22 protein-coding genes are annotated in these 26,192 nt (G+C 70.5%); 13 read left to right on the forward strand and 9 right to left on the reverse strand.

Annotated elements, in window-relative coordinates:
• Positions 1–201: 201 nt before the first annotated feature.
• From pheS to infC, 5 genes are all read right to left on the reverse strand, one after another.
• Positions 202–1,263: a phenylalanine--tRNA ligase subunit alpha gene (gene pheS, locus ATL45_RS00760; RefSeq protein ID WP_093159785.1), complete on the reverse strand. Its 1,062-nt coding sequence runs from the start codon at positions 1,261–1,263 to the stop codon at positions 202–204.
• A gap of 203 nt (positions 1,264–1,466) precedes the next feature.
• The gene (locus ATL45_RS00765; protein WP_439332480.1) at positions 1,467–2,321 is read right to left on the reverse strand and encodes a TrmH family RNA methyltransferase; all 855 of its coding nucleotides are present in this window, start codon (positions 2,319–2,321) and stop codon (positions 1,467–1,469) included.
• A complete protein-coding gene (rplT, locus tag ATL45_RS00770; RefSeq protein WP_093159788.1) occupies positions 2,318–2,686 on the reverse strand; it encodes a 50S ribosomal protein L20 in 369 nt (122 codons plus the stop codon). The genes ATL45_RS00765 and rplT overlap by 4 nt, the downstream gene beginning before the upstream one ends.
• A gap of 104 nt (positions 2,687–2,790) precedes the next feature.
• Positions 2,791–2,985, reverse strand: a complete 195-nt coding sequence (rpmI, locus tag ATL45_RS00775) for a 50S ribosomal protein L35 (protein ID WP_093159790.1) — start codon at positions 2,983–2,985, stop codon at positions 2,791–2,793.
• An 87-nt stretch (positions 2,986–3,072) separates the two neighbouring features.
• Positions 3,073–3,648, reverse strand: a complete 576-nt coding sequence (gene infC / locus ATL45_RS00780; RefSeq protein WP_093159793.1) for a translation initiation factor IF-3 — start codon at positions 3,646–3,648, stop codon at positions 3,073–3,075.
• 264 nt (positions 3,649–3,912) lie between these two features.
• Between infC and ATL45_RS00785 the strand changes: the two genes are divergently transcribed.
• The 3 genes from ATL45_RS00785 to ATL45_RS00795 all read left to right on the forward strand — a co-directional run bounded on the left by ATL45_RS00785 (position 3,913) and on the right by ATL45_RS00795 (position 6,954).
• Positions 3,913–4,287, forward strand: coding sequence for a DUF1844 domain-containing protein (locus tag ATL45_RS00785; protein WP_093159896.1), 375 nt, complete (start codon positions 3,913–3,915; stop codon positions 4,285–4,287).
• Between the two features lie 259 nt (positions 4,288–4,546).
• Positions 4,547–5,677, forward strand: a complete 1,131-nt coding sequence (locus ATL45_RS00790; protein ID WP_170210123.1) for a M20 family metallopeptidase — start codon at positions 4,547–4,549, stop codon at positions 5,675–5,677.
• The gene (locus tag ATL45_RS00795; RefSeq protein WP_093159798.1) at positions 5,674–6,954 is read left to right on the forward strand and encodes an MFS transporter; all 1,281 of its coding nucleotides are present in this window, start codon (positions 5,674–5,676) and stop codon (positions 6,952–6,954) included. The genes ATL45_RS00790 and ATL45_RS00795 overlap by 4 nt, the downstream gene beginning before the upstream one ends.
• A 45-nt stretch (positions 6,955–6,999) precedes the next feature.
• On the opposite strand, the gene ATL45_RS00800 is transcribed toward ATL45_RS00795, so the two are convergent.
• The 3 genes from ATL45_RS00800 to ATL45_RS00810 all read right to left on the reverse strand — a co-directional run bounded on the left by ATL45_RS00800 (position 7,000) and on the right by ATL45_RS00810 (position 9,428).
• A complete protein-coding gene (locus ATL45_RS00800) occupies positions 7,000–8,097 on the reverse strand; it encodes a calcium:cation antiporter (protein ID WP_093159801.1) in 1,098 nt (365 codons plus the stop codon).
• A 180-nt stretch (positions 8,098–8,277) separates the two neighbouring features.
• Positions 8,278–8,664, reverse strand: coding sequence for a RidA family protein (locus tag ATL45_RS00805; protein WP_093159803.1), 387 nt, complete (start codon positions 8,662–8,664; stop codon positions 8,278–8,280).
• Complete coding sequence (locus tag ATL45_RS00810) at positions 8,664–9,428, reverse strand: IclR family transcriptional regulator (protein WP_093159807.1); 765 nt, start codon at positions 9,426–9,428, stop codon at positions 8,664–8,666. The genes ATL45_RS00805 and ATL45_RS00810 overlap by 1 nt, the downstream gene beginning before the upstream one ends.
• Before the next feature lie 99 nt (positions 9,429–9,527).
• Here ATL45_RS00810 and ATL45_RS00815 point away from each other — a divergent pair, with 99 nt between their 5' ends.
• The 5 genes from ATL45_RS00815 (at position 9,528) to ATL45_RS00835 (ending at position 17,134) form a co-directional block, all read left to right on the forward strand.
• Positions 9,528–10,838 (forward strand): amino acid deaminase, encoded by a 1,311-nt coding sequence (locus ATL45_RS00815; protein WP_093159809.1) that lies wholly within the window; start codon positions 9,528–9,530, stop codon positions 10,836–10,838.
• Between the two features lie 29 nt (positions 10,839–10,867).
• Positions 10,868–12,454, forward strand: coding sequence for an N-acyl-D-amino-acid deacylase family protein (locus ATL45_RS00820; protein ID WP_093159812.1), 1,587 nt, complete (start codon positions 10,868–10,870; stop codon positions 12,452–12,454).
• Positions 12,455–12,506: 52 nt separating this feature from the next.
• The gene (locus tag ATL45_RS00825) at positions 12,507–13,922 is read left to right on the forward strand and encodes a GntP family permease (protein ID WP_093159814.1); all 1,416 of its coding nucleotides are present in this window, start codon (positions 12,507–12,509) and stop codon (positions 13,920–13,922) included.
• Between the two features lie 77 nt (positions 13,923–13,999).
• A complete protein-coding gene (locus tag ATL45_RS00830) occupies positions 14,000–15,721 on the forward strand; it encodes an amidohydrolase family protein (RefSeq protein ID WP_177242109.1) in 1,722 nt (573 codons plus the stop codon).
• A 243-nt stretch (positions 15,722–15,964) separates the two neighbouring features.
• Positions 15,965–17,134, forward strand: coding sequence for a lactonase family protein (locus ATL45_RS00835; protein ID WP_246025097.1), 1,170 nt, complete (start codon positions 15,965–15,967; stop codon positions 17,132–17,134).
• Between the two features lie 207 nt (positions 17,135–17,341).
• Here ATL45_RS00835 and ATL45_RS00840 read toward each other — a convergent pair whose 3' ends face one another.
• Complete coding sequence (locus tag ATL45_RS00840; protein WP_093159820.1) at positions 17,342–18,658, reverse strand: glycoside hydrolase family 5 protein; 1,317 nt, start codon at positions 18,656–18,658, stop codon at positions 17,342–17,344.
• A gap of 268 nt (positions 18,659–18,926) precedes the next feature.
• Between ATL45_RS00840 and ATL45_RS00845 the strand changes: the two genes are divergently transcribed.
• The 5 genes from ATL45_RS00845 to ATL45_RS00865 all read left to right on the forward strand — a co-directional run bounded on the left by ATL45_RS00845 (position 18,927) and on the right by ATL45_RS00865 (position 26,178).
• Positions 18,927–20,213 (forward strand): extracellular solute-binding protein, encoded by a 1,287-nt coding sequence (locus ATL45_RS00845; protein WP_093159822.1) that lies wholly within the window; start codon positions 18,927–18,929, stop codon positions 20,211–20,213.
• Positions 20,213–21,094, forward strand: coding sequence for a carbohydrate ABC transporter permease (locus ATL45_RS00850; protein ID WP_093159825.1), 882 nt, complete (start codon positions 20,213–20,215; stop codon positions 21,092–21,094). Before ATL45_RS00845 ends, ATL45_RS00850 begins: the two co-directional genes overlap by 1 nt.
• Positions 21,091–21,945: a carbohydrate ABC transporter permease gene (locus ATL45_RS00855; RefSeq protein WP_093159827.1), complete on the forward strand. Its 855-nt coding sequence runs from the start codon at positions 21,091–21,093 to the stop codon at positions 21,943–21,945. The genes ATL45_RS00850 and ATL45_RS00855 overlap by 4 nt, the downstream gene beginning before the upstream one ends.
• Positions 21,946–22,078: 133 nt before the next feature.
• Positions 22,079–23,554 (forward strand): beta-N-acetylhexosaminidase, encoded by a 1,476-nt coding sequence (locus ATL45_RS00860; RefSeq protein WP_093159830.1) that lies wholly within the window; start codon positions 22,079–22,081, stop codon positions 23,552–23,554.
• Between the two features lie 83 nt (positions 23,555–23,637).
• The gene (locus ATL45_RS00865) at positions 23,638–26,178 is read left to right on the forward strand and encodes a type 1 periplasmic-binding domain-containing protein (RefSeq protein ID WP_093159832.1); all 2,541 of its coding nucleotides are present in this window, start codon (positions 23,638–23,640) and stop codon (positions 26,176–26,178) included.
• Positions 26,179–26,192 lie beyond the last annotated feature (14 nt).

Consider the following 26,192-nt stretch of genomic DNA (forward strand, 5'->3'; position numbering starts at 1 on the left):
TTTGAAGCGGCGAAGCCGCTTAGCCCATCCTCGCAGCTCGCACCGCCGCGGGTTCTCGGTGCCCGTGCCCCGGGGGCACTCCTGGGCGAGACAGCCCTTCCGCCGTGTATTGGACATACATCAGGAAGGGCTCCCGCAGTCCGGGGAGCCTCTGAGGTTCCGCGACTTGCACCGCTACGCGAATCAACCATCGGCAGACACTCAAATGCCGAACGGCTGGGTGAAGCGGACGTCGCCCTCGACCATGTCGCGCATGTCCGGGATGCCGTTGCGGAACATCAGAGTGCGCTCCAGGCCCATGCCGAAGGCGAAGCCGGTGTAGACCTCCGGGTCCACGCCGCAGGCGCGCAGCACGTTCGGGTTGACCATGCCGCAGCCGCCCCACTCGACCCAGCCGGCGCCGCCCTTCTTCTCCGGGAACCAGATGTCCATCTCGGCCGACGGCTCGGTGAACGGGAAGTACGACGGGCGCAGCCGGGTGGTGGACTCCGGGCCGAACATCGACCGGGCGAAGGCGTCCAGCGTGCCCTTCAGGTGCGCCATGGTCAGGCCCTTGTCCACCGCCAGGCCCTCGACCTGCGAGAACACCGGGGTGTGGGTGGCGTCGAGCTCGTCGGTGCGGTACGTGCGGCCGGGGCACACCACGTACACCGGCAGCTCGCGGTCCAGCAGCGCGCGGATCTGCGACGGCGAGGTGTGCGTGCGCAGCACCAGCCCGGAGTTCTCCGGGGCCACGTAGAAGGTGTCCTGCATGGTGCGCGCCGGGTGGTCCTTGCCGAAGTTCAGCGCGTCGAAGTTGAACCACTCGGTTTCCAGCTCGTGGCCCTCGGCGACCTCCCAGCCCATGGCCAGGAAGGTGTCCTCGATCTCCTCCGCGAGCTGGGTGTTCGGGTGCCGCGCGCCGGCCGGGACGCGGTCCCAGGGCAGCGTGACGTCGACGGTCTCCTCGCGCAGCACCCGCTGGTCCCGCTCGGCCTCCAGTGCGGCGCGACGGTCGTCGAACGCGCTCTGGATCGCCTCGCGGGCCTGGTTGACGCGCTTGCCGGCCTCGGACCGCGCCTTCGGCGGCAACGCGCCGATCTCACGGCGGGCGGTCAGCAGCGGCGAGCGGTCACCGAGGTGCGCGGGCTTGGCGGCGGCCAGTGCGTCGAGATCGGCGGCCGCCGCGAAGTCCTCGCCGGCCTCGACCACCGCGCGGTCCAGCGTCTCCGGCGACAGCGCGGCGACCTCTTTCGGGTCGTACTGGTCGTTGGCTCCAGACATCGTGTGTGCGTGACTCCCGTTGATCCGACAGGCATCAGCGCCCGAGCCTCCCGGGCTGACGAACCTGCTCGTCGGCATGCGGACTCCGACCGCAAGCTAGCCCCTGAAGTCTATGCGACGGTCCCAACCCGTTTTCGCGGAGATCCGCCTCGCGGCGTGTTCCACCAGCACAGCCCTGACCAGCCGGAGTCCGGAAGCGGGGCTCATCCGGCGCGGTGCTGGGCGCGCGCCGAGGCGTAGAGGCAGACCGCCGCGGCGGTGGCGAGGTTGAGGCTCTCCGCACGGCCGTACAGCGGGACGCGCAGCGTCGTGTCCAGCTGCGATTTCACCTCATCGGGCAGTCCGTGGGCCTCGCTGCCGAACACCCACGCGGTGGGTCCGTCCAGCTCACCGGCGCGATCCGCGGTGTCGAGGTCGCCGGTGGCGTAGCCGTCCGCGCCGACCAGGCGCAGCCCGGCCTCACGGCAGGCGGCCAGCACCGCGCTCACGTCGCGGTCGCGGGCGACCGGCAGGTGGAAGAGGCTGCCGGTGGAAGCGCGCACGGCCTTGCCGTTGTAGGCGTCGACGGTGTCCCCGGCGAACAGCACCGCGCCGGCGCCTGCCGCGTCGGCGACCCGCACCACGGTTCCCGCGTTGCCCGGGTCGGCCACGCCGACCAGCACCGCGACCAGCGCCGGGCGCTCGGCGAGCGCGGCGGCCGGCTCGACGGCGGGCAGGTCGCACACCGCCACCAGGCCCTGCGGCGTGACCGTCTCCGACAGCGACGCCGCGGCCCGGTCGGTGACCAGGTGCACCGGCACGCCCGCGGCGCGGGCTCGGTCCAGGTGCCCGGCGTGGCGGTCCTGCTCGGTGGCGAACAGCTCGCGCATCCGCAGCGCTCCGGCCGCGTGCGCGGTCAAGGCCTCACCCACCGCTTGGGCGCCTTCGGCCAGGAAGGCCCCGGCCTTCTCGCGCCCGGCGCGGCGGGTGAGCTTGCGAGCGACCGCGACCCGGGACGATCGCTCCGTGAGCGGAGCCGTCCCGGGTCGCGGTGCAGCAGAGGTGCCGTCGGCGATCAGGCCGCACTCTCCGGCAGGTTCTTGCGGGCGACCTCGACCAGCGCCGCGAACGCGGTGGGGTCGTTGACCGCGAGCTCGGCGAGGATCTTGCGGTCGACCTCGACCTCGGCGGCCTTCAGGCCCTGCACGAACTTGTTGTAGCTCAGGCCGTGCTGGCGGGTCGCCGCGTTGATGCGGGTGATCCACAGCTTCCGGAAGTCACCCTTGCGGGCGCGCCGGTCGCGGTAGGAGTAGGTCATCGAGTGGAGCATCTGCTCCTTGGCCTTGCGGTACAGCCGCGAGCGCTGACCGCGGTAGCCGCGGGCCGACTCGAGAATGGTGCGGCGCTTCTTCTGGGCGTTGACTGCCCGCTTGACGCGTGCCACGGGGTCCGTCCTGTTATCTCATCGGGGGCGGGGGATGACCGCCCGTGCGGGTGGCTGGAAGTCTTGCTGACCGGCTGCTGCCCCGTGCGGGGAGCGGCAGGTCCTCAGCGACCCAGCAGCTTGTTGATGCGCTTGACGTCGGCCTTGGCCACCTCTTCGGTGCCCTCCAGGCGGCGGGTGACGCGGCTGGACTTCTTCTCCAGGATGTGCCTGCGGCCGGCCTGCTCGCGCCGGAGCTTGCCCGTCCCGGTCACCCGAAAGCGCTTCGAGGTGCCCTTGTGGGTCTTGTTCTTCGGCATCTTCTCGTCCTCGTTTCGTACTGATGCCGGGCTGGGGCGCGGCTTGCGTCCCGGCCCGGCGTCACAATCACGAGCCCCAGACGTCCGTCAGGCGTTCGCCTTGGGCTTGGTCTTGTTCGTCTTGTGCGGCGCAAGAACCATGATCATGTTCCGACCGTCCTGCTTCGGGTTCGCTTCGATGAACCCCAGTTCGGAAACATCATCGGCCAGTCGCTGCAGCAGGCGGAAACCCAGCTCGGGACGCGATTGCTCACGACCGCGGAACATGATCGTCACCTTGACCTTGTGACCCTGGTTGAGGAAGCGGGACACGTGGCCCTTCTTCGTCTCGTAGTCGTGCGGGTCGATCTTCGGCCGGAGCTTCTGCTCCTTGATGACGGTCTGCTGCTGGTTGCGACGCGACTCGCGAGCCTTCTGCGCGCTCTCGTACTTGAACTTGCCGTAGTCCATGAGCTTGCAGACCGGCGGGCGCGCCTGCGGGGCGACCTCGACAAGGTCCAGATCCGCTTCCTGGGCCAGCCGGAGCGCGTCCTCGATGCGGACGATCCCGACCTGCTCACCGTTCGGTCCGACCAGGCGGACCTCCGGTACCCGGATGCGGTCATTGATGCGCGTCTCGGAGCTGATGGGCCCCTCCTCGGTTCGATGGCTGTTCTTCTGCACCGCGGCGCGTAGAGCTCACCCCGGAATGCGAAGATCCCGTCGTTCCGCTCGCGCGGACCGCGGGATCCTGACTCCAACCGATCGAACCGGCACTGCAACACCGTTTCGCACCACCGGTGACACTACGCCACCGGCAGGACCGGACCCGGAAGCCTGTAGCGGCTACTCGGGTGGGAGCGGGACTCCACTTTGCCGCCCCCGCCTGCGCGGGAGCTGGTCGTGCGTGTCAGGGTAGCAGCCGTGACCGAACCGCAGCCAACGCCCCTGACCAGCACCGACCCGACCGGTGAGCCAGCACACGTCGCGGACTTACAGGACAACGTCCGCGACCTCGCCGATGTTCCCAGCGTCGAGGTGATCAGCCGCGCGGCGGTCATGCTGATGTCCGCCGCGGCGGAGAAGCTCGGCCTGGCCGACGAGGACCCCGACTCCGCCGCGACGCGCGACCTGGACGAGGCCCGCCGCCTGATCACCGCGCTGGCCGGTCTGGTCACGGCGTCGGTGGAGTACCTGGGCGCGCACGCCGGCCCGATCCGCGACGGGCTGCAGACCCTGCAGCGCGCCTTCCGCGAGGCCTCGGCCATCCCGGACGCCCCGGGCCAGGGCCCCGGCGAGAAGTACACCGGCCCGGTCTACTGACGTCGCCCGCGCAGCCGCGCCCCGAGCGCGGCTGCGCCCGCCGGGCACGCTCCGTGCCCGGCCGGTTCCGCTTCGAATTCCCTGGTCGCGCCAGTAGCAGCCCGCGCAACGGCAACCTCCGGAAATTGCGCCACGCGCAATGCAATGTGGACGGTTGATATCGAAAACCCTTGCGCTGCCGCAGGATCTTGACCCGCGTTCGACCGCTGACATAGCTTCCGCCCTAATTCTCAGCGAATGCAGAACAAAGGGTGGGCGCATGGTCGATCCCGTCGAACTCATCGCGGACTTGGTTCGCATCCCCAGCATCAACCCGCGCGACCGCGCCGAGCCGGCGGAAACCGCCCTGGCCGAGCACATCGCCGAGTGGGCGACGGCGCGCGGAATGCGCGCTCGCACCGAGGAAGTGCTCGACGGGCGGCGCAACGTGCTCGTCGAGCTGCCCGGCGACGACGAGCGCCCGCTGCTGCTGGAGTCCCATTTGGACACCGTGGAGACCGATGGCATGACCGTCGCTCCCTTCGAGCCGGAGGTCCGCGACGGCAGGCTCTACGGCCGGGGCTCGTGCGACGCGAAGGCCTCGCTGGCGGTGTTCCTGACCGCGATGGCGCGCCTGGCCGAGAGCGGCCCGCGACCGCGTTCGGTGCTGTTCGCCGGCGTGGTCGACGAGGAGCACCTGTACCGCGGGGTGACGGCGCTGCGCCGCAGCGGCCTGCCGACGCCGGCGGGCGCGATCATCGGCGAGCCGACCGAGCTGCGGATGGTCGTGGCGCACAAGGGCTGCATGCGCTGCCGCATCGAGGCCCGCGGCGACGCCGGGCACAGCTCGCAGCCGTGGGGCCGGACCAACGCCATCGAGGTCGCCGCCGAGGTGGTGCGCCACCTCCAGCAGGAGCACGCTCCCCGGCTGGACGCCCTGGCCCGGCCGCTGGTCGGGCCGCCGTCGCTGGCGGTGACCATGATCGAGGGCGGCCAGGGGCCGAACGTGCTGCCGGACAGCTGCGTGCTGACCATCGACCGGCGCACCGTCGGCGGCGAGGACCCGCACGAGGTCTGGGCGCAGCTGCGCGGCGAGCTCGAAGCGCGCTGGCCGGTGCTGGTGCACGAGCCGCACATCGTCGACTACTCGCTGGAGACCGATCCGGCCGATCCGTTCGTGCGGAGCGTGGCCGCCGGATTGCAGGCCTCGGGACTGGACGCCGATCCGCTCGGCGTCGGCTACGGCACCGACGCCAGCAAGATCGCCCTGGACGGGGTGCCCGCCGTGGTGTTCGGGCCGGGCTCGATCGCCAACGCGCACACCGCCGACGAATCCGTCCCGCTCGACGAGGTCCGCACCGCGGTCGACGTCGTCGAGCGCGTCCTGCGCACCGGAGGTGCTCCCGCATGACGATCGCGCAGACCGCCACCGCCACCAAGCGCCGGTTCGGGGTGCTCGCCGCCGACTTCGCGGTGCTGGGCCTGAACTACGCCGACCGCGCCGCGTTCGGCATCGCCGGGCCGCTGATCATCGCCGAGTTCGGCTTCTCCAACGCCGCCTTCGGCTGGCTGGCCAGCATCTTCGCCCTGGCCTACTCGCCGTTCGGGTTCATCGGCGGCTGGCTGGCCGACCGGTTCGGGCCGCGCAACGTGATGGGCTGGGCGGTGGTCGCCTGGTCGGCGTTCACCGCGCTGACCGCCGCGGGCGTCGGGTTCGTCAGCCTGCTGATCATCCGGTTCCTGTTCGGCGCCGGGGAGGGCCCGCAGGCCACCGTCACGGCGAAGCTGATGCACAACTGGTTCCCGAAGCGGGAGCTGGGCACCGCGCTGGGCATCGCCAACGCCGCCACGCCGCTGGGCGGCGCGGTCGCCACGCCGGTGGTGGTCGGCATCATGCACGCCACCCAGGGCAACTGGCGGCTGCCGTTCCTGATCTTCGGCGCGCTGGGCGTGCTGGCCGCGATCGGCTGGTTCTGGGTCGTGCGCGACACCCCGGAGCAGCACCCGAAGGTCAACGAGGCCGAGGTGCGGGTCATCCGGCAGGACCAGGACGAGGTGGCGGCGGCCGAGCAGGAGGACGCGCCGGGGTTCTGGAGCTGCGTGGCCAAGCCCGCGGTGTGGGCGACGGCGATCGCCTACTTCGGGTACGCGTGGATCCTGTGGACCTTCGTGTCCTGGTTCCCGAACTACCTGGTGCAGGAGCGGGGCATCGACCTGGACGGGCTGGCGATCGCCGGCGCGATCCCGTGGGTCGGCGGGTGCGTCGGGCTGATCGCGGGCGGGGCGCTCACCGACTGGCTGGTGCGCCGGATGGGCGATCCTGAGGCGCCGCGCCGGTGGCTGGTGATCATCTGCCTGGCGGCGACTGCGGTGCTGTTCGCGCTGGTGTCGATGGTGACGACCACCTTCGCGGCGGTCGCGGTGATGACCGTCGTGGTGTTCCTGCTGTACCTGACGGGTGCGCAGTACTGGATCATCGTGGGCGAGGCGGTGCCCGCCTCCCGCTACGGCGCGGTCTCCGGGGCGGTGCAGATGTTCGCCACCTCCGCGTCGATCTTCGCGCCGCTGGTCACCGGCTACCTGGCCGATTCCTCGCTGGGCTGGGGCGGGGTGTTCGTGGTCGCGGGTTCGATCACCATCATCGGGCCGGTCCTGCTGCTGTTCGCCGGACGGCGGCGTCGCGCGTGAGCGATGGGCGCGGAAGCGGGTCGGCCCGCTTCCGCGCCCGCGGCGTCACGGGTTGACGGCGAGGAACAGGAACGCCGCCAGCAGCGCGAGGTGCACGCCGCCCTGCAGGCGGGTGGCCCGGCCGGGGACCACGGTGAGCACGCTGACCACGATGGTCAGCGCGAACAGGACGATCTGGGTGGCGCCCAGCCCCAGGTGCAGCGGGCCCTGCAGCCAGATCGAGGCGACCGCGATCGCCGGGATGGTCAGGCCGATGCTGGCGATCGCCGAGCCGTAGGCCAGGTTGAGGCTGATCTGCATCCGCCGCCGGACCGAGGCGCGCACCGCGGCGATGGTCTCCGGCAGCAGCACCAGCATCGCGATCACCACGCCGACGAAGGAGTTCGGGAAGCCCGCCGCGGCGACCGCGGCCTCGATCGCCGGGGACTCCACCTTCGCCAGGCCGACCACCGCGACCAGGGCGATCAGCAGCAGGACGAGGCTCGCGGCGGTCCGCTTACCGGTCGGCGGCTCGGCGTGGTCGTCCTCGGGCTCGACGGTGCCCTTGTCGGTCACCGGGAGGAAGAAGTCGCGGTGCCGCCTGGTCTGGGTGGACACGAACAGCGTGTAGAGCACGACCGAGGCCAGCGCGGCGAACACCAGCTGGTTCGGCGAGTACTCCGGCCCGGGCACGGTGGTGGTGAAGGCCGGCAGCACCAGGGTCAGCGCACCCATCGTCGCCACCGTCGCCACCGCGGCTCCGGTGCCCTCGGCGTTGAACATCGGCAGCCCGTAGCGCAGCGCCCCGACCAGCAGGGACAGCCCCGCGATGCCGTTGGTGGTGATCATGATCGCGGCGAAGATGGTGTCCCGCGCCAGCGACGCGGCCCCGTCGCCACCGGAGATCATCATGCTGACGATCAGCGCGACCTCGATGACGGTGACCGCCACCGCGAGCACCAGCGAGCCGTAGGGCTCGCCCACCTTGTGCGCGACGACCTCGGCGTGGTGCACCGCGGTCAGCACCGCACCGGCCAGCAGCACCGCGACGACGATCACCATGCCGGTGCCCAGGCTGTCCTTCATCGGCCAGGCTGTGGCCAGCGCGATCATCGCCAGCACCGGTATCAAGACGTTCAGGGACAACAACGATCGCAGCGACATGTGTCCACAGTAGAAGCCGAGATCGATTCGCGCGGGGCCGGGTACGGGCATATCGGGCACCGGTCGGCAGCACGCGCCGCCGCCGCGACCAGCGGCAACGATGATCACTCGTTCGAGTGAAGAGAGAAGGGCACCTCCTGCCGGGCGAACCGGCAGGAGGTGCCCTTCACCTCAATCCGCTCAGCCGAGGACGGCGAGCGCGTCGATCTCGACGAGGAGACCGGCGGGCAGTCCGACGTAGACGGTGGTGCGGGCCGGGAAGGGCTCGCCGACCACGCGGGCGTAGGTCTCGTTCATCTCCGCGAACTGGGAGACGTCCGTCAGGTACACGCGCAGCATCAGCACGTCCTCGATGGAGCCGCCCTCGGCCTCCAGGATCGCGATCACGTTGCGCAGGCACTGCTCGGTCTGCTCCGGGACACCGCCCTCGACCAGCTTGCCGGTCGCCGGGTCGACCGCGGTCTGACCGGAGACCTGCAAGATGTTGCCCTTGCGGACGCCCTGCGACAGCGGAATGCTCGCCGGCGGCTTGGGGGCTTTGTCGGTGCTGACGACGGTCCTGGCCATCAGGGTTCCTTCCTCTTGTCCGTTGGCTGCCAACCCAGCTCGGCGGAGACCCCGCCGGCTGCGCGCAGCACGTCGTCGACGAGCCCGAGCAGGCCGTCGAAATCCAGCAGTACTTTCGGCACCGACAGCGAGACGGCCGCGATGGTCTCGCCGCGGTGGTTGCGGATCGGCGCGGCGACGCAGTGGATGAAGTCCTCGTGCTCGCTGCGGTCGACCGCGTAGCCCTGGTCGCGCACCCGGTCCAGTTCGACCAGGAAGCGCGCCGCGGAGTCGATCGTGTTCGCGGTCAGCTTCGGGTAGGTCAGCTGCTCGGCGAACTGCGCGCGCTGCGGCGGGGCCCAGTCCGCGACCAGCGCCTTGCCGACCGCGGTGCAGTGCACCGGGGCGCGGCGGCCGATGCGGGAGTACATCCGCACCGGGTGCTTGCTGTCGACCTTGTCGATGTAGATGACGTGGTCGTCCTCCAGCGTCGCCAGGTGCACGGTGTGGCCGCTGATGCCGTTGAGCTCCAGCAGGTGCGCGCGGGCGACGTCGCGGACGTCGAGGTCTTCCAGGGCCTGGTGCGCGAGGTCGAACAGCGCGCTGCCGAGGCGGTAGTGGTGCACGTCCTCGCGGCGGACGAAGCGCCCGGCCTCCAGGCTGCGCAGCAGGCGCATCGCGGTGGACTTGTGCACGCCGAGGCGCTGGGCGAGCTGGTCGAGGGTCTGCGGTCCGGCGGCCAGCGAGGTCAGCACGGCCAGACCTCGCTCCAAGCTCTGACTCACCGGCCGCTCCCTCCGTTGACGCGTTGCGCGGCGTGATGGTACACACCTAACCATCATTTTGCGCAATCAGCGTTGCATTCTACGCAATAGGAGACCTTGGTGTCAGCACGGGGTATCAACATCGAGGCGGTCCGCGCCCTGCACGACGAGCGCATCGACTGGCGCTTCAAGGGCATGCCCTCGGACGCCTTCGGCACCACTGTCGGCGAGTTCCTGGCCACCCGCCCGACGGTCTTCGACGGCGGCTTCGTCGGGCCGCTGCTGACGCTCGACCGCAGCGCCCTGGAGCACAACCTGCGGACCATGGCCGACTGGTGCGCCGAGCACGGCGTGCAGCTCGCCCCGCACGGCAAGACCACGATGGCACCGCAGCTGTTCGGCCAGCAGCTCGCGCACGGTTCGTGGGGCATCACCGCGGCCAGCATCAGCCAGCTGCGCGTCTACCGCGCGTTCGGCGTCGAGCGGATCCTGTTCGCCAACGAGCTGGTCGACGCACGCGGCCTGGCCTGGCTGGCCGACGAGCTCGACCGCGACCCGCAGTTCCAGTTCTGCTGCTACGCCGACTCGCTGCGCGGCGTGCACCTGATGGCCGAGGCGCTGGCCTCGCACGGCGCGCCCCGGCCGGTCGACGTGCTGGTCGAGCTGGGCAATCCCGGCGGGCGCACGGGCGCGCGCACGAAGGCCGAGGCGAGCGAGATCGCTGATGCCGTGCTGGCCAACCCGATGCTGCGGCTGGTCGGAGTGGCCGGCTACGAGGGCGAGGTCGCGCATGACATCAGCGACGGCTCGCTGTCCGCTGTGGACGGTTACCTGGAGCGGGTGCGCGAACTCGTCGCCGAGCTGGCCGAGGCCGGGCACTTCGCCGGGCTGGACGAGGTGATCGTCACCGCGGGCGGCAGCTCCTACTTCGACCAGGTAGCCGAGGCGCTGATCAAGCCGTGGCCTCCCGGGCTGCCCGTGGTCCCGGTGATCCGCAGCGGCGGCTACCTGCTGCACGACGACGGCTTCTACCGGCTCCGCTCGCCGTTCGGCCGGGAGCACCGGCTGGCCGGGCAGGAGCGGCCGTTCCGGCCCGCGATGCGCGCGTGGGCGCAGGTCATGTCCCGCCCGGAGCCCGGCCTGGCGCTGCTGACGATGGGCCGCCGCGACGCCTCGTTCGACCAGGACCTGCCGGAACCGCAGGTGATCCGCGGCGCCGACGGCGTGGTGCGCGACCTGCCGGAGGGTTCCGCCCGGGTCCGGGCGCTGGCCGACCAGCACACCTTCCTGGAGCTCTCCGGCGCCGACCCGCAGGTGGGCGACTGGATCGGGTTCGGGCTCTCGCACCCGTGCACGGTCTTCGACAAGTGGTCGCTGATCCCGGTCGTCGAGGACGGCGTGGTGATCGACCTGATCCGCACGTTCTTCTAGGCAGTTCCACACCGCTGGAGGGCTCCACAATGGACATAGTGGTCCGCGGGGCGCGGGTCGTCGACGGCGACGGCGGCCCGGCCCATCGCGCCGACGTCGGCATCGAGCGAGGCCTGATCACCGAGATCGCCGAACCCGGCCGGTTGCGCGGCAAGCGCGCGATCGACGCCGACGGGCTGGTGCTCTCCCCCGGTTTCATCGACATGCACGCGCATTCCGACCTGCAGCTGCTGGCCAATCCGGATCACACCGCGAAGGTGTCGCAGGGCGTGACGCTGGAGGTCATCGGCCAGGACGGGCTGTCCTACGCCCCGGTCGACGACGCCACGCTGGCGACGCTGCGCACCCAGATCGCCGGGTGGAACGACGACCCGCCCGGCTTCGACTGGAACTGGCGCAGCGTCGCCGAGTACCTCGACCGCCTCGACACCGGGATCGCCGCCAACGCGGCGTACCTGGTGCCGCAGGGCACGCTCCGGCTGCTGTGCGTGGGCTACGACGACCGCCCGGCGACCGCGGACGAGCTGGACCGGATGCGCGAAGTCCTGGCCCGGTCGCTGGACGAGGGCGCGTTCGGCATGTCCTCGGGCCTGACCTACACGCCCGGCATGTACGCCGACACCGCCGAGCTCGCCGCGCTGTGCGAGGTGGTCGCGCAGCGAGGCGGTTACTACAGCCCGCACCACCGCAGCTACGGCGCGGGCGCGCTGTCCGCGTACGCGGAGATGATCGATGTCAGCAAGCGCTCCGGCTGCCCGCTGCACCTGGCGCACGCCACGATGAACTTCAGCGTCAACCGCGGCCGGGCCGCCGAGCTGCTGTCCATGTTGGACAGCGCGCTCGACGACGGCTGCGACATCACGCTGGACACCTACCCGTACCTGCCGGGCAGCACCTCGCTGCACGCGCTGCTGCCCAGCTGGGCGATGGCGGGCGGCGTCGAGGCCACCCTGGCGCGGCTGCGCGACCCGGAGCAGCGCGAGCGGATCCGCGTCGTGCTGGAGGAAGAGGGCTCCGACGGCTGCCACGGGGTGCCCGTCGAGTGGGACACCATCGAGATCAACGGCGTCCGGCGAGCGAGCAACAGCCACCTCGTCGGCCTCAGCGTCACCGAGTCCGCCCGCGCGGCCGGAAAACCGCCCGCGGAGCACTACTTCGACGTGCTGGTGTCCGAGGAGCTCGGCAGTTCGTGCCTGATGCACGTCGGGCACGAGGACAACGTGCGCGCCATCATGCGCCACCCGGTGCACACCGCGGGCAGCGACGGCCTGCTCGTCGGCGCGCGCCCGCACCCGCGCGCGTGGGGCACCTTCCCCCGCTACCTCGGTCACTACGTGCGCGAGCTCGGCGTGCTGGGGCTGGAGGAGTGCGTGCAGCACATGACCTCCCGCGCCGCCGACCGGCTCGGGCTGACCGACCGCGGCCGGATCCGCCCCGGGTTCGCCGCCGACCTGGTGCTCTTCGACCCCGACACCGTCGCGGACACCGCGACCTTCGACGAGCCGCGCCAGCAGGCCGCGGGAATCCCGCACGTGCTGGTCAACGGGGTGCCGGTGATCGAGGACGGTCACCGCACCGACGCACTGCCCGGCGGCGCCCTGCGCAAGGCGCGCTGACCGGTTCCCCGCCTCCAGCCGAGGTTCTTCTCCTCCCCCTAGGAGTCCCGTCGTGGACGCTTTTCTGCACTGGCTCCAGCACGAGACCGCTGGTCTGCTCGTGCTGTGCGCGGTCGGCATCGCCGTGCTGCTGCTCATGATCATCCGGTTCCGGGTGGAACCGTTCATCGCGCTGATCGTCTCCGGCCTGCTGATCGCGCTGGCCGCCGGCCTGTCCGTCGAGGACATCGTCGGCACCGCGCAGAAGAGCAGCGAATCGCTGCTGGAGAACGGCTTCGCCGGGATCCTCGGGCACATCACCGCCATCGTCGGCCTCGGCACCATCCTCGGCTCGATGCTGGAGGCGTCCGGCGGTGCCCAGCTGCTGACCCGCAAGCTGCTCGGCGCCTTCGGCGAGAAGCGCGCGCCGCTGGCGATGGGCCTTTCCGGGCTGGTCTTCGGCATCCCGGTGTTCTTCGACATCGGCATCTTCGTGCTGGCGCCGCTGGTGTACGTGGTGGCGCGGCAGGGCGGCAAGTCGATCCTGCTGTACTGCCTGCCGCTGGTGGCCGGGCTGTCCATGACGCACGCGTTCCTGCCCCCGCACCCCGGCCCGGTGGTCGCCGCGAGCCTGCTCGGCGTCGACCTCGGCTGGATCATCCTGATGGGCCTGGCCTGCGGGATCCCGGCGTTCGTGGTCAGCGGCCTGCTCTTCCCGATGTGGATCGGCAAGCGCATCGACCTGCCGGTGCCGGAGGACATGCTGGCCGCCGCCGAGGAGCTGGCGCGCAAGAACGAGGCCGAGGGCCGCCCGGAGCCGAAGCTGGCCACCGTCGCGCTCATCATCGGGCTGCCGATGGTGCTGATCCTCGGCGCCACCTTCGGCAGCATCACGCTGCCCGCGGGCAGCACGCCGCTGGCGGTGCTGACCTTCCTCGGCAACCCGACGGTGGCGCTGACCATCGCGGTGCTGCTGGCGTTCTGGCTGCTGGGCACCAGGCGCGGGATGACCGGCAAGGAGCTCTCCGAGCTGACCGGCAACTCGCTGCGCCCGCTGGGCATGATCCTGCTGGTGGTCGGCGCGGGCGGTTTCTTCGGCAAGGTGCTGGCCGAGACCGGCGTCGGCGAGGCGCTGGCCGGATCGCTGCAGTCCACCGGGCTGCCGCTGCTGGTGTCGGCGTACGTGATCAGCTCCGGGCTGCGCATCGCGCAGGGCTCGGCGACGGTGGCGATCGTGACCACCGGCGGCATCATCGCGCCGCTGCTGCACGCCGGGGACTACTCGCAGGCCCAGCTCGCGCTGATCGCGGTCTCCATCGCCTCGGGGTCGATCATCGCCTCGCACGTCAACGACGGCGGATTCTGGATCATCAGCCGCTACTTCGGCATCCCGGTCAAGGACATGCTCAAGTCCTGGACGGTCCTGGAGACCATCCTGTCGCTGGTCGGCTTCGGGATGGCGGCGCTGCTCTCCGCGCTGATCGCCTAGTCCGGAAAGCCTTGCTATGGCGTCGGATTCGCCCGTAGTGTTCGCCGGGATCCGACGCCGAGGCGAGGAGTGCCCGAATGGACCTGAGCAGACGGTCGTTGCTCCAGGCGGCCGGTGCCGCCGCTGGTTTGGTGGGGTTCGCACCGGGGCTGGCCAACGCCGGCACCGTGCTGCCCGCGGACGCGCCGACCCCACCGCGCGGGCCGGGTGAAGGGCAGGGCCCGTTCCGGAAGCTGGTGATCCGCGGCGTCAACCTGATCGTCGGCGCGGACGGCGAAGTGCGCGGCCCGGTCGACGTGGTGGTCCGCGGCAACCGCATCGACCAGATCATCCCCGCAGGTGAGCCGTCCCGGGCGCTGCCCGCCGGCCGGCCGCCGCACGACGCCGAGCACGAGATCGACGCGACCGGCATGTGGATGATGCCGGGCCTGGTCGACGAGCACTCCCACACCGGTACCGGCGGCACGCCGCGGACCTACGCCTACAAGCTGTGGCTGGGCCACGGCGTCACCACGGTCCGCGGCGTCTCGCTGGCCAAGAACCCCGACGCGGTCTCGGACAAGGAGCGCAGCGAGCGCAACGAGATCGTGGCGCCGCGCATCGTCAACTACCAAACGCCGGGCAGCGGCTGGGACGAAGGACCGATCGACTCGCCGGGCAAGGCCCGCCGGTGGGTGGTGTGGGCGGCCCGCAACGGCGTGGACGGCATCAAGTTCTTCGGCGAGGGCCCCTACGGCCGCCCCGAGATCGAGGCCGCGATCCGGGCCGCCCAGCAGGCCGGGCTCGGCACCACGATGCACCACTCGCCGCCGATCTACCCGCAGCTCAACGCGCTGGAGACCGCTCAGCTGGGCTTGGGCACCATCACGCACTTCTACGGCCACTTCGAGGCGCTGCTCAAGGAGGGCCGCGAGCACCCGAAGCCGCCGGACTACGACTACTCCAACGAGGCCTCGCGGTGGCGCGCGGTCGCCGAGGTAATCGACTACACCTTCCAGCCCGGCTCCCCGCAGTGGCGCGCGTACCTGTCGCGGCAGCTGGACAACGGCGTGACGTTCGGTCCCACCTTCGGCGTCTACCTCGCCGGCCGCGACCTGCTGCGGGCGCGCGGGCTGGAGTGGCACCCGCGCTTCGTGCTGCCGTCGCTGTGGAACTTCTGGGAACCGAGCCCGCAGGCGCACGGATCGTTCTACTACGACTGGACCAGCGAGGACGAAGCGAGCTGGAAGCGCTTCTACGTGCAGTACCTGCAGCTCGTCCACGACTACAAGGAGATGGGCGGGCGCATCGCGGGCGGCACCGACCCGGGCTACATCTACAACCTCTACGGCTTCGCCAACATCAACGAGCTGGAGATGCTGCGCGAGGCGGGCCTGTCGGCGCTGGAGGCGATCGAGGCGATGAGCTCGGCGACCGCGCGCACCATCGCCGAACCCACCGGGCGGGCGCCCGAGTACGGCGCGGTCAAGGAGGGCTTCATCGCCGACCTGGCGATCACCGGGCACAACCCGCTGCAGGACCTGAAAACCCTCTACGGCACCGGAACTCCGCGGCTGGACCCCGAAACCGGCGACATCGCCCGGACCGGCGGGGTGCAGTGGACGATCCGCAACGGCGTGGTCTACGACGCCAAGCGGCTGCTCGCCGACGTCGCCGAGATGGTGCAGGCGCAGAAGTCGCAAGGTGCGTGCGGTGACGTCGACCCCGACTGGAGCATGTCCGGCCCCTGCGGCGGCAGCCCGGGCGTCGGCGTAGCACCACCGGCCGAGCCCGCGAAGCGAGCCGCACCGCTGCCCTGACACCCATCACGTCGATCTCGCGCGAGATCGACGGTCACCATGGTGATGGCCGATTCCGCGCGAAATCGGCCATCACCAGCGCGGAAGTGGAGCGCGGACGGGGAATTTCCCCTTTTCGGGGAAAGTTGGGAACTTCGCAGACGTGGTCCCGGGTTGAGGAAGGTTTAAGGCGTTGTGGTCTAGTCCAATGGCGGTGAATGCGGCAGACTGACCCGCGATCATCCACCGAGCAGGGAGAACATCGTGCGGGACAACGCAATGCCGCGTCGCCGGTTCCTCACCGCCGCCGGCGCGATCGGCCTCGCCGGCGCGGCCGGGGTGGTCGCCACCACCAGCACCGCGTGCGCGACCACTTCGCCGGGTGCGGCGCCCCGGACCGAGCCGGTGATGCACCACGCGACCGCCGGGCTGATGACGCTGATCGGCAGCTACACCTCGGCCAGCCCGGCCGGTCGCGGCCTGGAGGTGGCCATCCGCGACGACGCGGGCAAGCTCGTGCAGTCCGCGGTGGTCGACGGAGTGCCCGACGCGTCGTTCTTCGCCTGGTCGCCGGACCACCAGTACCTCTACGTCACCAACGAGCTCGTCCCGAACGGCACCATCACCGCCGTGGACATCTCCCAGCACCACCCGGTGGTCCTGGGCAGCCGGCCCAGCGGCGGCGCCGGCCCGACGCACCTGTCCGTGCACCCCGGCGGCGAGTTCATCTTCACCGCCCACTACACCGACGGCACGGTCGCGGTGCACCGCCGCAACGCCGACGGCACCATCGGCGAGCGGACCGACCTGATCAAGCACCCGGGTTCCCAGCCGCACGCCCACCAGATCCTCGTCGACCCGAGCAAGCGGTGGGTGGTGGCGGTCGACCTCGGTGCCGACGCGGTGTTCGTCTACGCCTTCGACACCGCCACCGGCAAGCTCACCCAGCACCAGCACCTGGAGCTGCCCGCCGGGACCGGGCCGCGCCACCTGGCGTTCAACTACGACCGCGCCTACCTGCTGGCGGAGCTGAAGTCCGAGATCACCGTGCTGGACTGGGACCTCGACGCCGGGCGGTTCACCGCGGGCCAGGTCATCGGCACCCGCGAACCCGACGCCGCCGGCGAGAACTTCCCGGCGGAGATCGCGGTCACCCGCGACGCCAAGTTCGCCTACGCCTCCAACCGCGGCGACAACAACATCGCCACCTTCGCGATCACCGAGGAGGGTCTGGAGTTCCGCGGCACCACACCGGTCGGCGGCGACTGGCCCCGCCACTTCGCCCTCGACCCGGAGCAGACCTCGCTGTTCGTGGCCAACCAGCGCTCCGGCGCCATCACCCGGCTGGCCCGCGACGCGAACACCGGTGCCCTGACCCCCACCCAGGACGTCTACGAGTGCCCGTCGGTGGCCGCGCTGACCTTCCACGGCTGATCCGCAGCGGCGAAGGGCGCCTCCCGGCGAGCAACTCGCCAGAAGGCGCCCTTCGCCCTGATCACTCGCCGCCGATCAGGAGGAATCGCCCGAGCCCCGGAGCTGCGCCTCGATCCCGTCGAGGACGGTGGTCAGGCCGAGCTCGAACGGTGGCTTGCCGCGCCGGATCGCGAGGCGCGGGTGCGCCGGCTGCTCACCGAGCAGCTGCTACCCGCCGACCTGGAGGTCGCGGGCTGATCCGCCGATGAGGCGGTGCCAGGCCGCGGCGCGCCAGTCGTCGCCGTCGTCGAGGAACATCCGGTTGCCCGCGCTGTCCCAGTGGGTCAGGGCCCAGCCGTTGCCGGTGCGGTTCTCGTGCCAGCCGACCAGCGGCCAGTAGGCGAAGTCGGTGTCGTTGTCGACCAGGAAGTCCACGAAGTTCTCGAACCAGGCCCGCGCCTTCGGGTCCTGCTCCTCGCGGCCGCCGACGCCGAACTCGCTGATCCACAGCGGCGCGGTGTAGGGCTTGCCGTCCTCGGTGACGAAGAACGCCTGCCGCTGCAGCACTTCCCGCAGCTCGTCGGGGCTCAGGTCCTGGTAGCGCGGGTCGCTGGTCTCCCCCACTCCCGTCGCGCCGGAGTGGTTCGGGCCCGTGTAGCCGTAGAAGTGCGCGGAGTACACGAGCTTTCCGGGCTCGGCCAGGGTGTGCGACAGGGTCCGCACCGGTTCCAGCGTCGGCCGGCCGTGCGGGAAGCCGTCGACCGGGATGCCGACCCAGTTGATGCCCTCGATGATGATGAGCAGGTTCGGGTTGGCCTCGGTGAGGATCCGGTTGCCGGCGCGCTGCGAGGCGGCGAACCAGTCGTGCTCGTCGCCGAGCCCCCAGTTCGGGTCGTCGAAGACGTCGCGGCGGACCTCGTTGTAGAGGTCGGCGCCGACCACGCGCGGGTTGTCCCGGTAGCGGCCGGCCATGAACAGCCAGTCCTCCTCCCACTGCTGGTCGCTCTGGCTGCTGTTCCAGCGCTCGTTGCCGTCGATCCCGCAGCACCAGCGGGTGGTGTTGGTGTGGTTGTTCAGGATGACCGCGAAACCGCGTTCGGTGAGCGCGGCGACCGCCGCGTCGTAGATCTGCAGCCGGGTCTTGCCGCGCAGCTGCGGGTTGGCGGCCACCGCCCGGTCCGGCACCACCGCCTCGTCGCGGATCATGTCGTTGGCGAAGGGCAGCCGGATGCTGTTGAGGCCGAGTTCGGCGAAGCTGTCGAGGATCTCCTCCACCGGCGCGCGGTCCAGGCCCAGCGGGATGCCGCTGCTGTTCTCGCCCGCGTGGTGGTTGGCCGGGTCGTCGACGTCGCCGCTGCCGTCGTAGGTGCCGCTGGCGCCGTGCCAGTTCCCGGATTTCAGCTTGAAGCGGGCCCCGTCGGCGTCGACGATGTAGCGGCCCTCGGTGTGCAGCGGCGCCGTCCACGTCGCGACCGGCTCCGGGCCGGGTGGCAGTGGTTGCACGAGCGTTGCTGCGAGGAGGGTGGTGAGCACCCCGGCGATCATGCGCGCTCCCTGGGTTCGGACGAATCGCGGATCGGCGGCGGACGTTCATCCTCGCAAAGATCAACGGGCCGGAAATATCTGTGAATTCACCACTTTTGCCGCCGTTCACCAGGAACGACCAGGAGTTCGGCGGTGATCCCCCGTCGGCGGCACCGCGCGGAGGCCGAACCGAACATTGGTTCAGACCTTGCCAACCAGGGTTGTGATCCATAGCATCCGATTGCTCAGCGCAAAACGGGAATTGCAGACAGTGCAACGGAGACTGCTCATGCGCGCCTGGAAAGCCATCACCATCACCGCCATCGGCGCGTTGCTCGCCGCCTGCGGACCACCGCAGGTGCAGCAGAACGCACCCGCCGAGGACGAACGCACCGGAACCCTGCGGGTCTGGCTGTTCGACGAGGCGAGCCGCGAACCCAAGCAGACCACTGTGGACGAAGCAGTGGCCCGCTTCGAGGCGGAGCACCAGGGCGTCGAGGTCGACGTGCAGTACATCCCCGTGGACACCCGCTCGCAGCGGTTCACCGGCGCGTTCAACGACCCGGCCAGCGCGCCGGACGTCGCCGAGTACGGCAACACCGACGTGGCGGGCTACGTCGCAGCCGGCGGCCTGCTCGACCTGACCGAGCAGATCGGCGAGTGGCCGGAGGGCGCCGACCTCAACGAATCGGTGCTGGACACCGCGAAGGTCGACGACAAGGTCTACGGCGTGCCCTGGTACACCGGCATCCGGGCGCTGTACTACCGCACCGACGTCTTCGCCGAGCTCGGGCTGCAGCCGCCGCGCACCACCGCCGAGCTGGTGGACACCGCGCAGCGGATCCGCGAAGCCCGTCCCGACCTCTACGGCATCTCCGTCGGCGGCAAGTACCACTACGCGCTGATGCCGTTCATCTGGGCGGCCGGTGGCGACCTGGCCCGCCGCGAGGGCGACAAGTGGGTGTCCACTGTGAACGAGCCCGCCGCGCGCGAGGGCGTGGCCACCTACGCCTCGCTGATCAGCGGTGGCGCGTGCCCGCGCGAGCAGTGCGCGGACATGACCGGCAGCCAGGCCGTGCAGGCCTTCGCCTCCGGGAAGGCGGCGATGACCATCGGCGGCGACTTCAACCGCGCAGCGGTAGAAGCCGGTGCAGCCGCGGGCAAGTACGCCGTGGTCCCGCTGCCCGGCCCGACGGCCGGATCGATCGCCCCGCCCTTCGCCGGCGGGAACATGCTCGGCGTGCTCAAGTCCTCCAAGCGCGCCACGCTGGCCAAGGAGTTCGTGCAGCTGCTGGCGGGCAAGGAGTACCAGCGCAAGATGTACATCGCGATGGGCAACCTGCCGACGTTCTCCGACGTGCAGCAGGAACTCGCGGCGGGCGACCCCGCGGTGGCCCCGTTCGTGCAGTCCCTGCAGGCGGGCACCCGGTTCGTGCCCACCGCGGAGGGCTGGTCGAAGATCGACGCGCAGGGCGTGCTGCCCACGATGGTGCAGCAGGTGGTCAACGGCCAGAGCGTCGAGCAGGCCACCGATGCCGCGGCGGCGCAGATGAACGACGTCTTCGAAGGACGCTGATGGCCGCACTGCTCTACCTGGCGCCGGCCGGGCTGCTGCTCGTCGTGATGATGGGCTACCCGCTCTACCAGCTGGTGCAGATCTCGCTCTACGAGTACGGACAGGCGCAGGCCTCCGGCGGCGCCGCGCTGGAATTCCTCGGCGCGGGCAACTACCTGGAGCTGCTGGGCGATCCGAAGTTCTGGACGATCCTGGTGCAGACCTGCCTGTTCGCCGCGGTGTGCGTGGTGGGCAGCCTGGCGGTCGGCATCGGGCTGGCGGTGCTGGCCACCAGGATCAGCCGGGTGCCGCGGCTGCTGCTGTTCCTGGCCGCGATCGGCGCCTGGGCCACCCCGGCGATGGCCGGCTCGACGGTCTGGCTGTTCCTGTTCGACCAGGACTTCGGCCTGGTCAACGAGGTGCTCACCGGGATCGGCATCGACGGCGCGGCCGGGTTCTCCTGGACCTACGACAAGTTCATCGCCTTCGGCCTGGTGGCCGCCGAGGTGATCTGGTGCTCGTTCCCGTTCGTGCTGGTCACCACCTACGCCGGGCTCAGCGGCATTCCCGGCGAGGTGGTGGAGGCCGCGTCGCTGGACGGCGCGTCGGCCTGGCGGACCGCGCGCAGCGTGCTGCTGCCGATGCTCAAGCCGGTGCTGGTGATCGCCACCATCCAGTCGATCATCTGGGACTTCAAGATCTTCACCCAGATCTACGTGATGACCAACGGCGGCGGGGTCGCCGGGCAGAACATGGTGCTCAACGTCTACGCCTACCAGGAGGCCTTCGCCGGCTCGAACTACGGGATGGGCTCGGCGATCGGCGTGGTGATGACCGTGCTGCTCATGCTGATCACGCTGGCCTACCTGCGGGCGCAGCGGAAGGACGGGGCGGTCGTATGAGTGGATCGCGCAAGCGCTTGCCGCGCCGGATCGCCGACGGCGTGGCGGTGCTGATCGCCGCCGTGGTGGCGTTCCCGCTGTACTGGATGGTGCTCTCGGCGTTCAAGCCGGAGGGCGAGCTGCTGTCCTCGGACCCGCGGCCGTGGACGTGGGCGCCGACCCTGGACGGGTTCCGCCGCGTGTTCACAGTGGACGGTCTCGGCGGCTACTTCGCGAACAGCCTGCTGGTGGCGGCCGCGGTGGTGCTGCTGTCGCTGCTGATGTCGTTCCTGGCGGCGGTGGCGCTGACCCGCTTCCGGTTCCGGGGCCGCACCGTCCTGCTGCTGATGATCCTGGTGGCGCAGATGGTCCCGGTGGAGGCGCTGACCATCCCGCTGTTCTTCCTGATGCGCGAGGTCGGCGGCGTGGCCCCGGCGTTCGGCCTCAACCACCTGGGCTCGCTGGTGCTGGTGCACCTGGCGTTCAGCCTGCCGCTGGCGATCTGGATGCTGCGCGGGTTCGTGGCCGCGGTTCCCGACGAGCTGGAGGAGGCCGCCAAGCTCGACGGCGCCAGCCGCGCCCGGTTCGTCTGGCAGGTGCTCTTCCCGCTGGTGGCGCCGGGCCTGGTGGCCACCAGCGTGCTGTCGTTCATCCACGCCTGGAACGACTTCCTGTTCGCCAAGACGTTCATCATCTCGGCGACGGAGAACCAGACGCTGCCGATGGCGATCCTGGTGTTCTTCAAACCCGAGGGCAACGATTGGGGTGCCATCATGGCGGGTTCGACGCTGATGACGATACCGGTGCTCATCTTCTTCGTGCTGGTGCAGCGCAAGCTGGTCTCCGGGCTGGCCGGGGCGGTGAAGGGATGAGCCCTGCACAACCGCACCTCAGGGGAACGTGACGCAAACCAGCCACGAGAAACCCCGAAAACGCAAGAACAACCCCACACGCAACCACCACTGTCAATCGCGGAGAGGCGGGACAGGGAGAGGCGGAACGCGCATGACTTGGGACTCGCTGCTGCCGCGCCCGGTGCTGGTCCGGCCCGCGGCCGGAGTGCTGGAGCTGGACCACAACACCACGGTCGGCGGGGAACCCACCACCGCCGACTGGTTCCGCCGCCACGTCGGGGCGGCGACCGGGCTGCAGCTGGCCGACGACGAGCGGCCGACGATCGAATTCCGCGTCGACGCGAGCGAATCGGTGCCGGGCGGCTATCGCGTGCAGGTCCGGCCGGACGGCGTCGAGGTCGTCGCGCACGACACCGCGGGCGCGCACCACGCGGCGCAGACGCTGCGGCAGCTGCTGGACCCGTCGGCGTACCGGTCGGCGCTGATCCACTACCGGCGGTTCGTGCTGCCGTGCGGGGAGGTCGAGGACCGGCCGCGCTTCTCCTGGCGCGGCTGCCACCTCGACGTCGCCCGCCACTTCCTGCCCAAGCGGGAGGTGCTGCGCTTCATCGAGCTGCTGGCGGTGCACAAGCTCAACGTGCTGCACCTGCACCTCACCGACGACCAGGGCTGGCGGTTCGAGGTGCCGCGCTACCCGGAGCTCACCCGGGTCGGCGGCTGGCGGCACCGGTCGATGGTCGGGCGCGGCCCGGAACCGGAGTTCGACTCCCGCCCGCACGGCGGCTTCTACACCTCCGACGACCTGCGCGAGATCGTCGCCCACGCGGCCCGCCACCACATCACCGTGGTGCCGGAGGTCGACGTGCCCGGCCACAGCACGGCCGCCATCGCCGCCTACCCGGAACTGGGCAACGGCGTGCGCCCCGAGGTCTGGCAGTCCTGGGGCATCAGCACCGACCTGCTCAACACCGACCCGGCGACCACGGACTTCTACCGCGCCGTGCTGGATCACCTGATGGAGGTGTTCCCGTCGCCGGTGATCTGCATCGGTGGCGACGAGGTCCCCGGCATCACCCCGGAGCACGGCGTGTTCCTGCGCGAGCTCATCGAGCACGTGCACGCGCGCGGCCGCCGCGCCTCGGGCTGGGACGAACTGCTGGAGACGGTGGACCCGCTGCCCGCGGGCACCATCATCGCGGCGTGGCGGGACGAGGAAGCAGCGGTGCGCGCCGCCGAACGCGGCCACGACGTCGTGCTGTGCCCGGAGAGCCACTTCTACTTCGACCACCGCCAGTCCGACCACCCCGACGAACCGATCCCGGTGGGCTTCCTGACCACGCTGGAGAAGGTCTACGGCTACCAGCCGCGACCGGACGTCCTCGGCGTCCAGGCCCAGGTGTGGACCGAGCACCTGGACACCCCGCGCCGGGTGGACTACGCGGCGTTCCCCCGCCTGTCGGCCTTCGCCGAGGTGGCCTGGAGCCAGGAGACCGACCTCGCCGACTTCCAGCGCAGGCTGGTCGACCACCACCTGCCCCGCCTGGACGCCTGCGGCGTCGAGTACCGCCCGCTCGGCGGCCCCCACCCCTGGCAGACCCGCCCCGGCGTACCCGGCAGGCCCCGCTGAGGGCCGATCCCGCGAAACCGGTGCGCCCCGTCACACCACGGCTGTACGGTCGCTGGTGATCACGTGACCACTGGGGGTGTTCATTGACGGAAGCGACCACCGGCCAAGGGATTCCGGTCGCGCAACTGCCCAATCGCCTGGGGCGGCGATGGGTCCGGCGGAGCCGGCTGGAGAAGATCCCGGACCAGCCGGTGGTCCACCTGCTGCGCGAGAACGACCCGGGAAGGCTGGTCGACCAGCTCTCCGGGCACCTCGGCTCGGTGGTGCCGCACGTCGTGCTCGACGTCGGCGGCACCCCGGCCGAGACCCAGCGCGGCAAGTCCGTCCAGATCCGCAAGCTGCTGGACCGCGCGGCGCTCGGGCTGCGCGATGCCGATTCGTGGCCGCGGATCGGCAAGCTGCGCTTCCGCCGCTACGCGTTGCTGAGCTGGCTGCTCAAGAAGAACATGCAGCCGACGAACCTCTCCCGCGCACCGCACTCGGACACCCGGCACCTGCTGCGCGAATACCTCAGCAGCAGGCGGCCGCCGCGCACCCAGCAGGAGGAGCAGCTGGAGTCCCAGGGCTGGGAGCTGGCCGCGCAGAACCTGCCCTGGTACCTGTACCTGCTGTCACTGGTCTTCTTCCCCGTCTACTACGGATGGTGGGTGCGCAAGGGGCGCGTCGCCCGCTGGTTCATGCGGCAGCGCTACCTCTCCCCTGGTGAATCGGCCGACTTCCCCAGCTTCGCCCAGCGCCTGATCACCACGCCGTCGCGCTGGGAGAACGCCGAACAGGTCCGCAAACTGCTGGTGCACGCCTTCCTCGCCGACCTCGCCGATTCCTACAGCAGGCGGCTGCGCTGGAAGTGGGTGCCCAAGGACTGCTACCCGGTGCTGCTGCTGCGCAACCTCCGCGACGACAGCGTCGGCAAGATGCTGGTGCGGCTGATCAACGACGTCCGCAACGAAACCGGCGTGCCGGACCCGCTGCTGGTGATCGGCAGCGGCTCGGAACCGCTGGACGACAGCGACACGCCGAGCGCCCCGGTCACGCTGGAGACCTGGCACGAAACGCTGCAGGAAGCACGCCGCAAGCGCTCCAACACCGCCTGGTACGTAACCCTCCGGGTGGCGGACGAGCCACCCATCACCGACGACGATCCCGGTGTTTCGCTGGGGCAGACGAGCCTGCCGCTGAAGCGCTCGAAACTGCTGCGCCACGTCCCGATCGCGCTGGGCGTGCTGCTGCTCCTCGGCGGTGGAGCCGCGTACTACCAGCAGTACCAGCACCACTGCGGGCGCAGCGTCTGGCCGTGGACCAACACCGACCTGTGGATGGCCGACGACGAGTGCGTCGGGATCGCCGACGCCGACTACCGCTTCTCCAGCGGTGTCCGGGACGGGAACCTGCGCGATCGGCTCGACGAGGCCCAGGAAGCGATCAACGCGCAGAACGAGGAGGCGGCGAAGAAGACCGGCCTGCCGCACATCACGATCATCTACTTCAGCACCCTCACCGGGGTGGACGCCGACTCCACGACGCTGGACGGTGTCGCGGCGGAGCTGGAGGGGCTGGCGAAGGCGCAGGAGTACTCCCGGCGCAACAACCAGGCCGCGATCCGGATCGTGATCGCCAACGGCGGCGCCCGGATGGGACACGCCGACGAGGTCGCCGAGCACATCGTGGAGTACGCCGCGAAATCGGTGCCGCAGAACCCCGGCGACGAACGAGCGCTGGCCGAGAACCCGCCGGTCGTGTCGGTCGTCGGGCTCGGCGGCAGCTGGGAGGGGACCAAGAGGGCGATCGGAACGCTCGGCGGCAACGGGCTGAGCATGGTCGCGACGGTGCCTTCCGCCGATGAGCTCCCCAAGCTGAGCAGGCTCTACTACCAGGTGGGGCCGACGAACAGCTGGCAGGCCGAGATCGTCGCCCAGCACATCCGCAACCAGGGAGTCGGCCAGGTCACCGTCTACTCGCCGGACAAGGACGTCTACAGCGAGAACCTGGCCCAGGTCATCGAGAACCAGCCGGGGATCGAGGCGAAGCGGTCGGACACCGTCTCCGCCGAGAACCTGCACTGCTCGCCCGATTCGCTGGTGTTCTTCGCCGGGCGGGCGGACAAGTTCGGCGACTTCCGCACCACGGTGCAGGAAACGTGCACCGCCCCCGGCAGCATGCCGCGCATCATGGCCGGTGACGACACGACGAAGTACCTGTTCGACAACGACCTGCCTGCCGGATTCGCGCTGGACTACGTCGACTTCACCGGTCACCGGGTGCAGGGCGGCGCCGAGGGCGTGGTGGGGCGCGGAATGCTCGCCTACGACGCGGTGGGCCTGGTCCGGCAAGCGGTGAAGAAGACCCTCGAAGGACAGGAGCCGAGCGGAACGCAGCTGAACGGTCAGGCCGTCTGGTACGGCATCGTCCAGCTCAGCCAGAACCCGGGCGGTATCGGCGCGATCAGCGGTCGCCTCGACTACCGCTCCCCGACCGGGCAGCTCCAGCAGGTCCCGAACCGCAAGGCCATCTCGGTGATGCGCGTGGTCGGAACCGCACCGGGCGACCCGGCGCGCAAGAGCAACGCCCAGGTCCTGATGTACTGCGGGGATCCCAGGGAGCAGATCGGCCAGTGCCCGCCGTAGTCCGCTGGACTTCC

The sequence above is a fragment of the Saccharopolyspora antimicrobica genome (assembly GCF_003635025.1).
GTDB lineage: Bacteria > Actinomycetota > Actinomycetes > Mycobacteriales > Pseudonocardiaceae > Saccharopolyspora > Saccharopolyspora antimicrobica.

What these genes read in the sequence shown, in the direction of transcription:
- ATL45_RS00830 (WP_177242109.1), top strand. Translation starts at nt 14,000, where the DNA reads ATGGACCTGAGCAGACGGTCGTTGCTCCAGGCGGCCGGTGCCGCCGCT.
- rpmI (WP_093159790.1), bottom strand. Translation starts at nt 2,985, where the DNA reads ATGCCGAAGAACAAGACCCACAAGGGCACCTCGAAGCGCTTTCGGGTG.
- ATL45_RS00820 (WP_093159812.1), top strand. Translation starts at nt 10,868, where the DNA reads ATGGACATAGTGGTCCGCGGGGCGCGGGTCGTCGACGGCGACGGCGGC.
- ATL45_RS00845 (WP_093159822.1), top strand. Translation starts at nt 18,927, where the DNA reads ATGCGCGCCTGGAAAGCCATCACCATCACCGCCATCGGCGCGTTGCTC.
- pheS (WP_093159785.1), bottom strand. Translation starts at nt 1,263, where the DNA reads ATGTCTGGAGCCAACGACCAGTACGACCCGAAAGAGGTCGCCGCGCTG.
- ATL45_RS00800 (WP_093159801.1), bottom strand. Translation starts at nt 8,097, where the DNA reads ATGTCGCTGCGATCGTTGTTGTCCCTGAACGTCTTGATACCGGTGCTG.
- ATL45_RS00795 (WP_093159798.1), top strand. Translation starts at nt 5,674, where the DNA reads ATGACGATCGCGCAGACCGCCACCGCCACCAAGCGCCGGTTCGGGGTG.
- ATL45_RS00790 (WP_170210123.1), top strand. Translation starts at nt 4,547, where the DNA reads ATGGTCGATCCCGTCGAACTCATCGCGGACTTGGTTCGCATCCCCAGC.
- ATL45_RS00840 (WP_093159820.1), bottom strand. Translation starts at nt 18,658, where the DNA reads ATGATCGCCGGGGTGCTCACCACCCTCCTCGCAGCAACGCTCGTGCAA.
- ATL45_RS00855 (WP_093159827.1), top strand. Translation starts at nt 21,091, where the DNA reads ATGAGTGGATCGCGCAAGCGCTTGCCGCGCCGGATCGCCGACGGCGTG.
- ATL45_RS00850 (WP_093159825.1), top strand. Translation starts at nt 20,213, where the DNA reads ATGGCCGCACTGCTCTACCTGGCGCCGGCCGGGCTGCTGCTCGTCGTG.
- ATL45_RS00805 (WP_093159803.1), bottom strand. Translation starts at nt 8,664, where the DNA reads ATGGCCAGGACCGTCGTCAGCACCGACAAAGCCCCCAAGCCGCCGGCG.
- ATL45_RS00860 (WP_093159830.1), top strand. Translation starts at nt 22,079, where the DNA reads ATGACTTGGGACTCGCTGCTGCCGCGCCCGGTGCTGGTCCGGCCCGCG.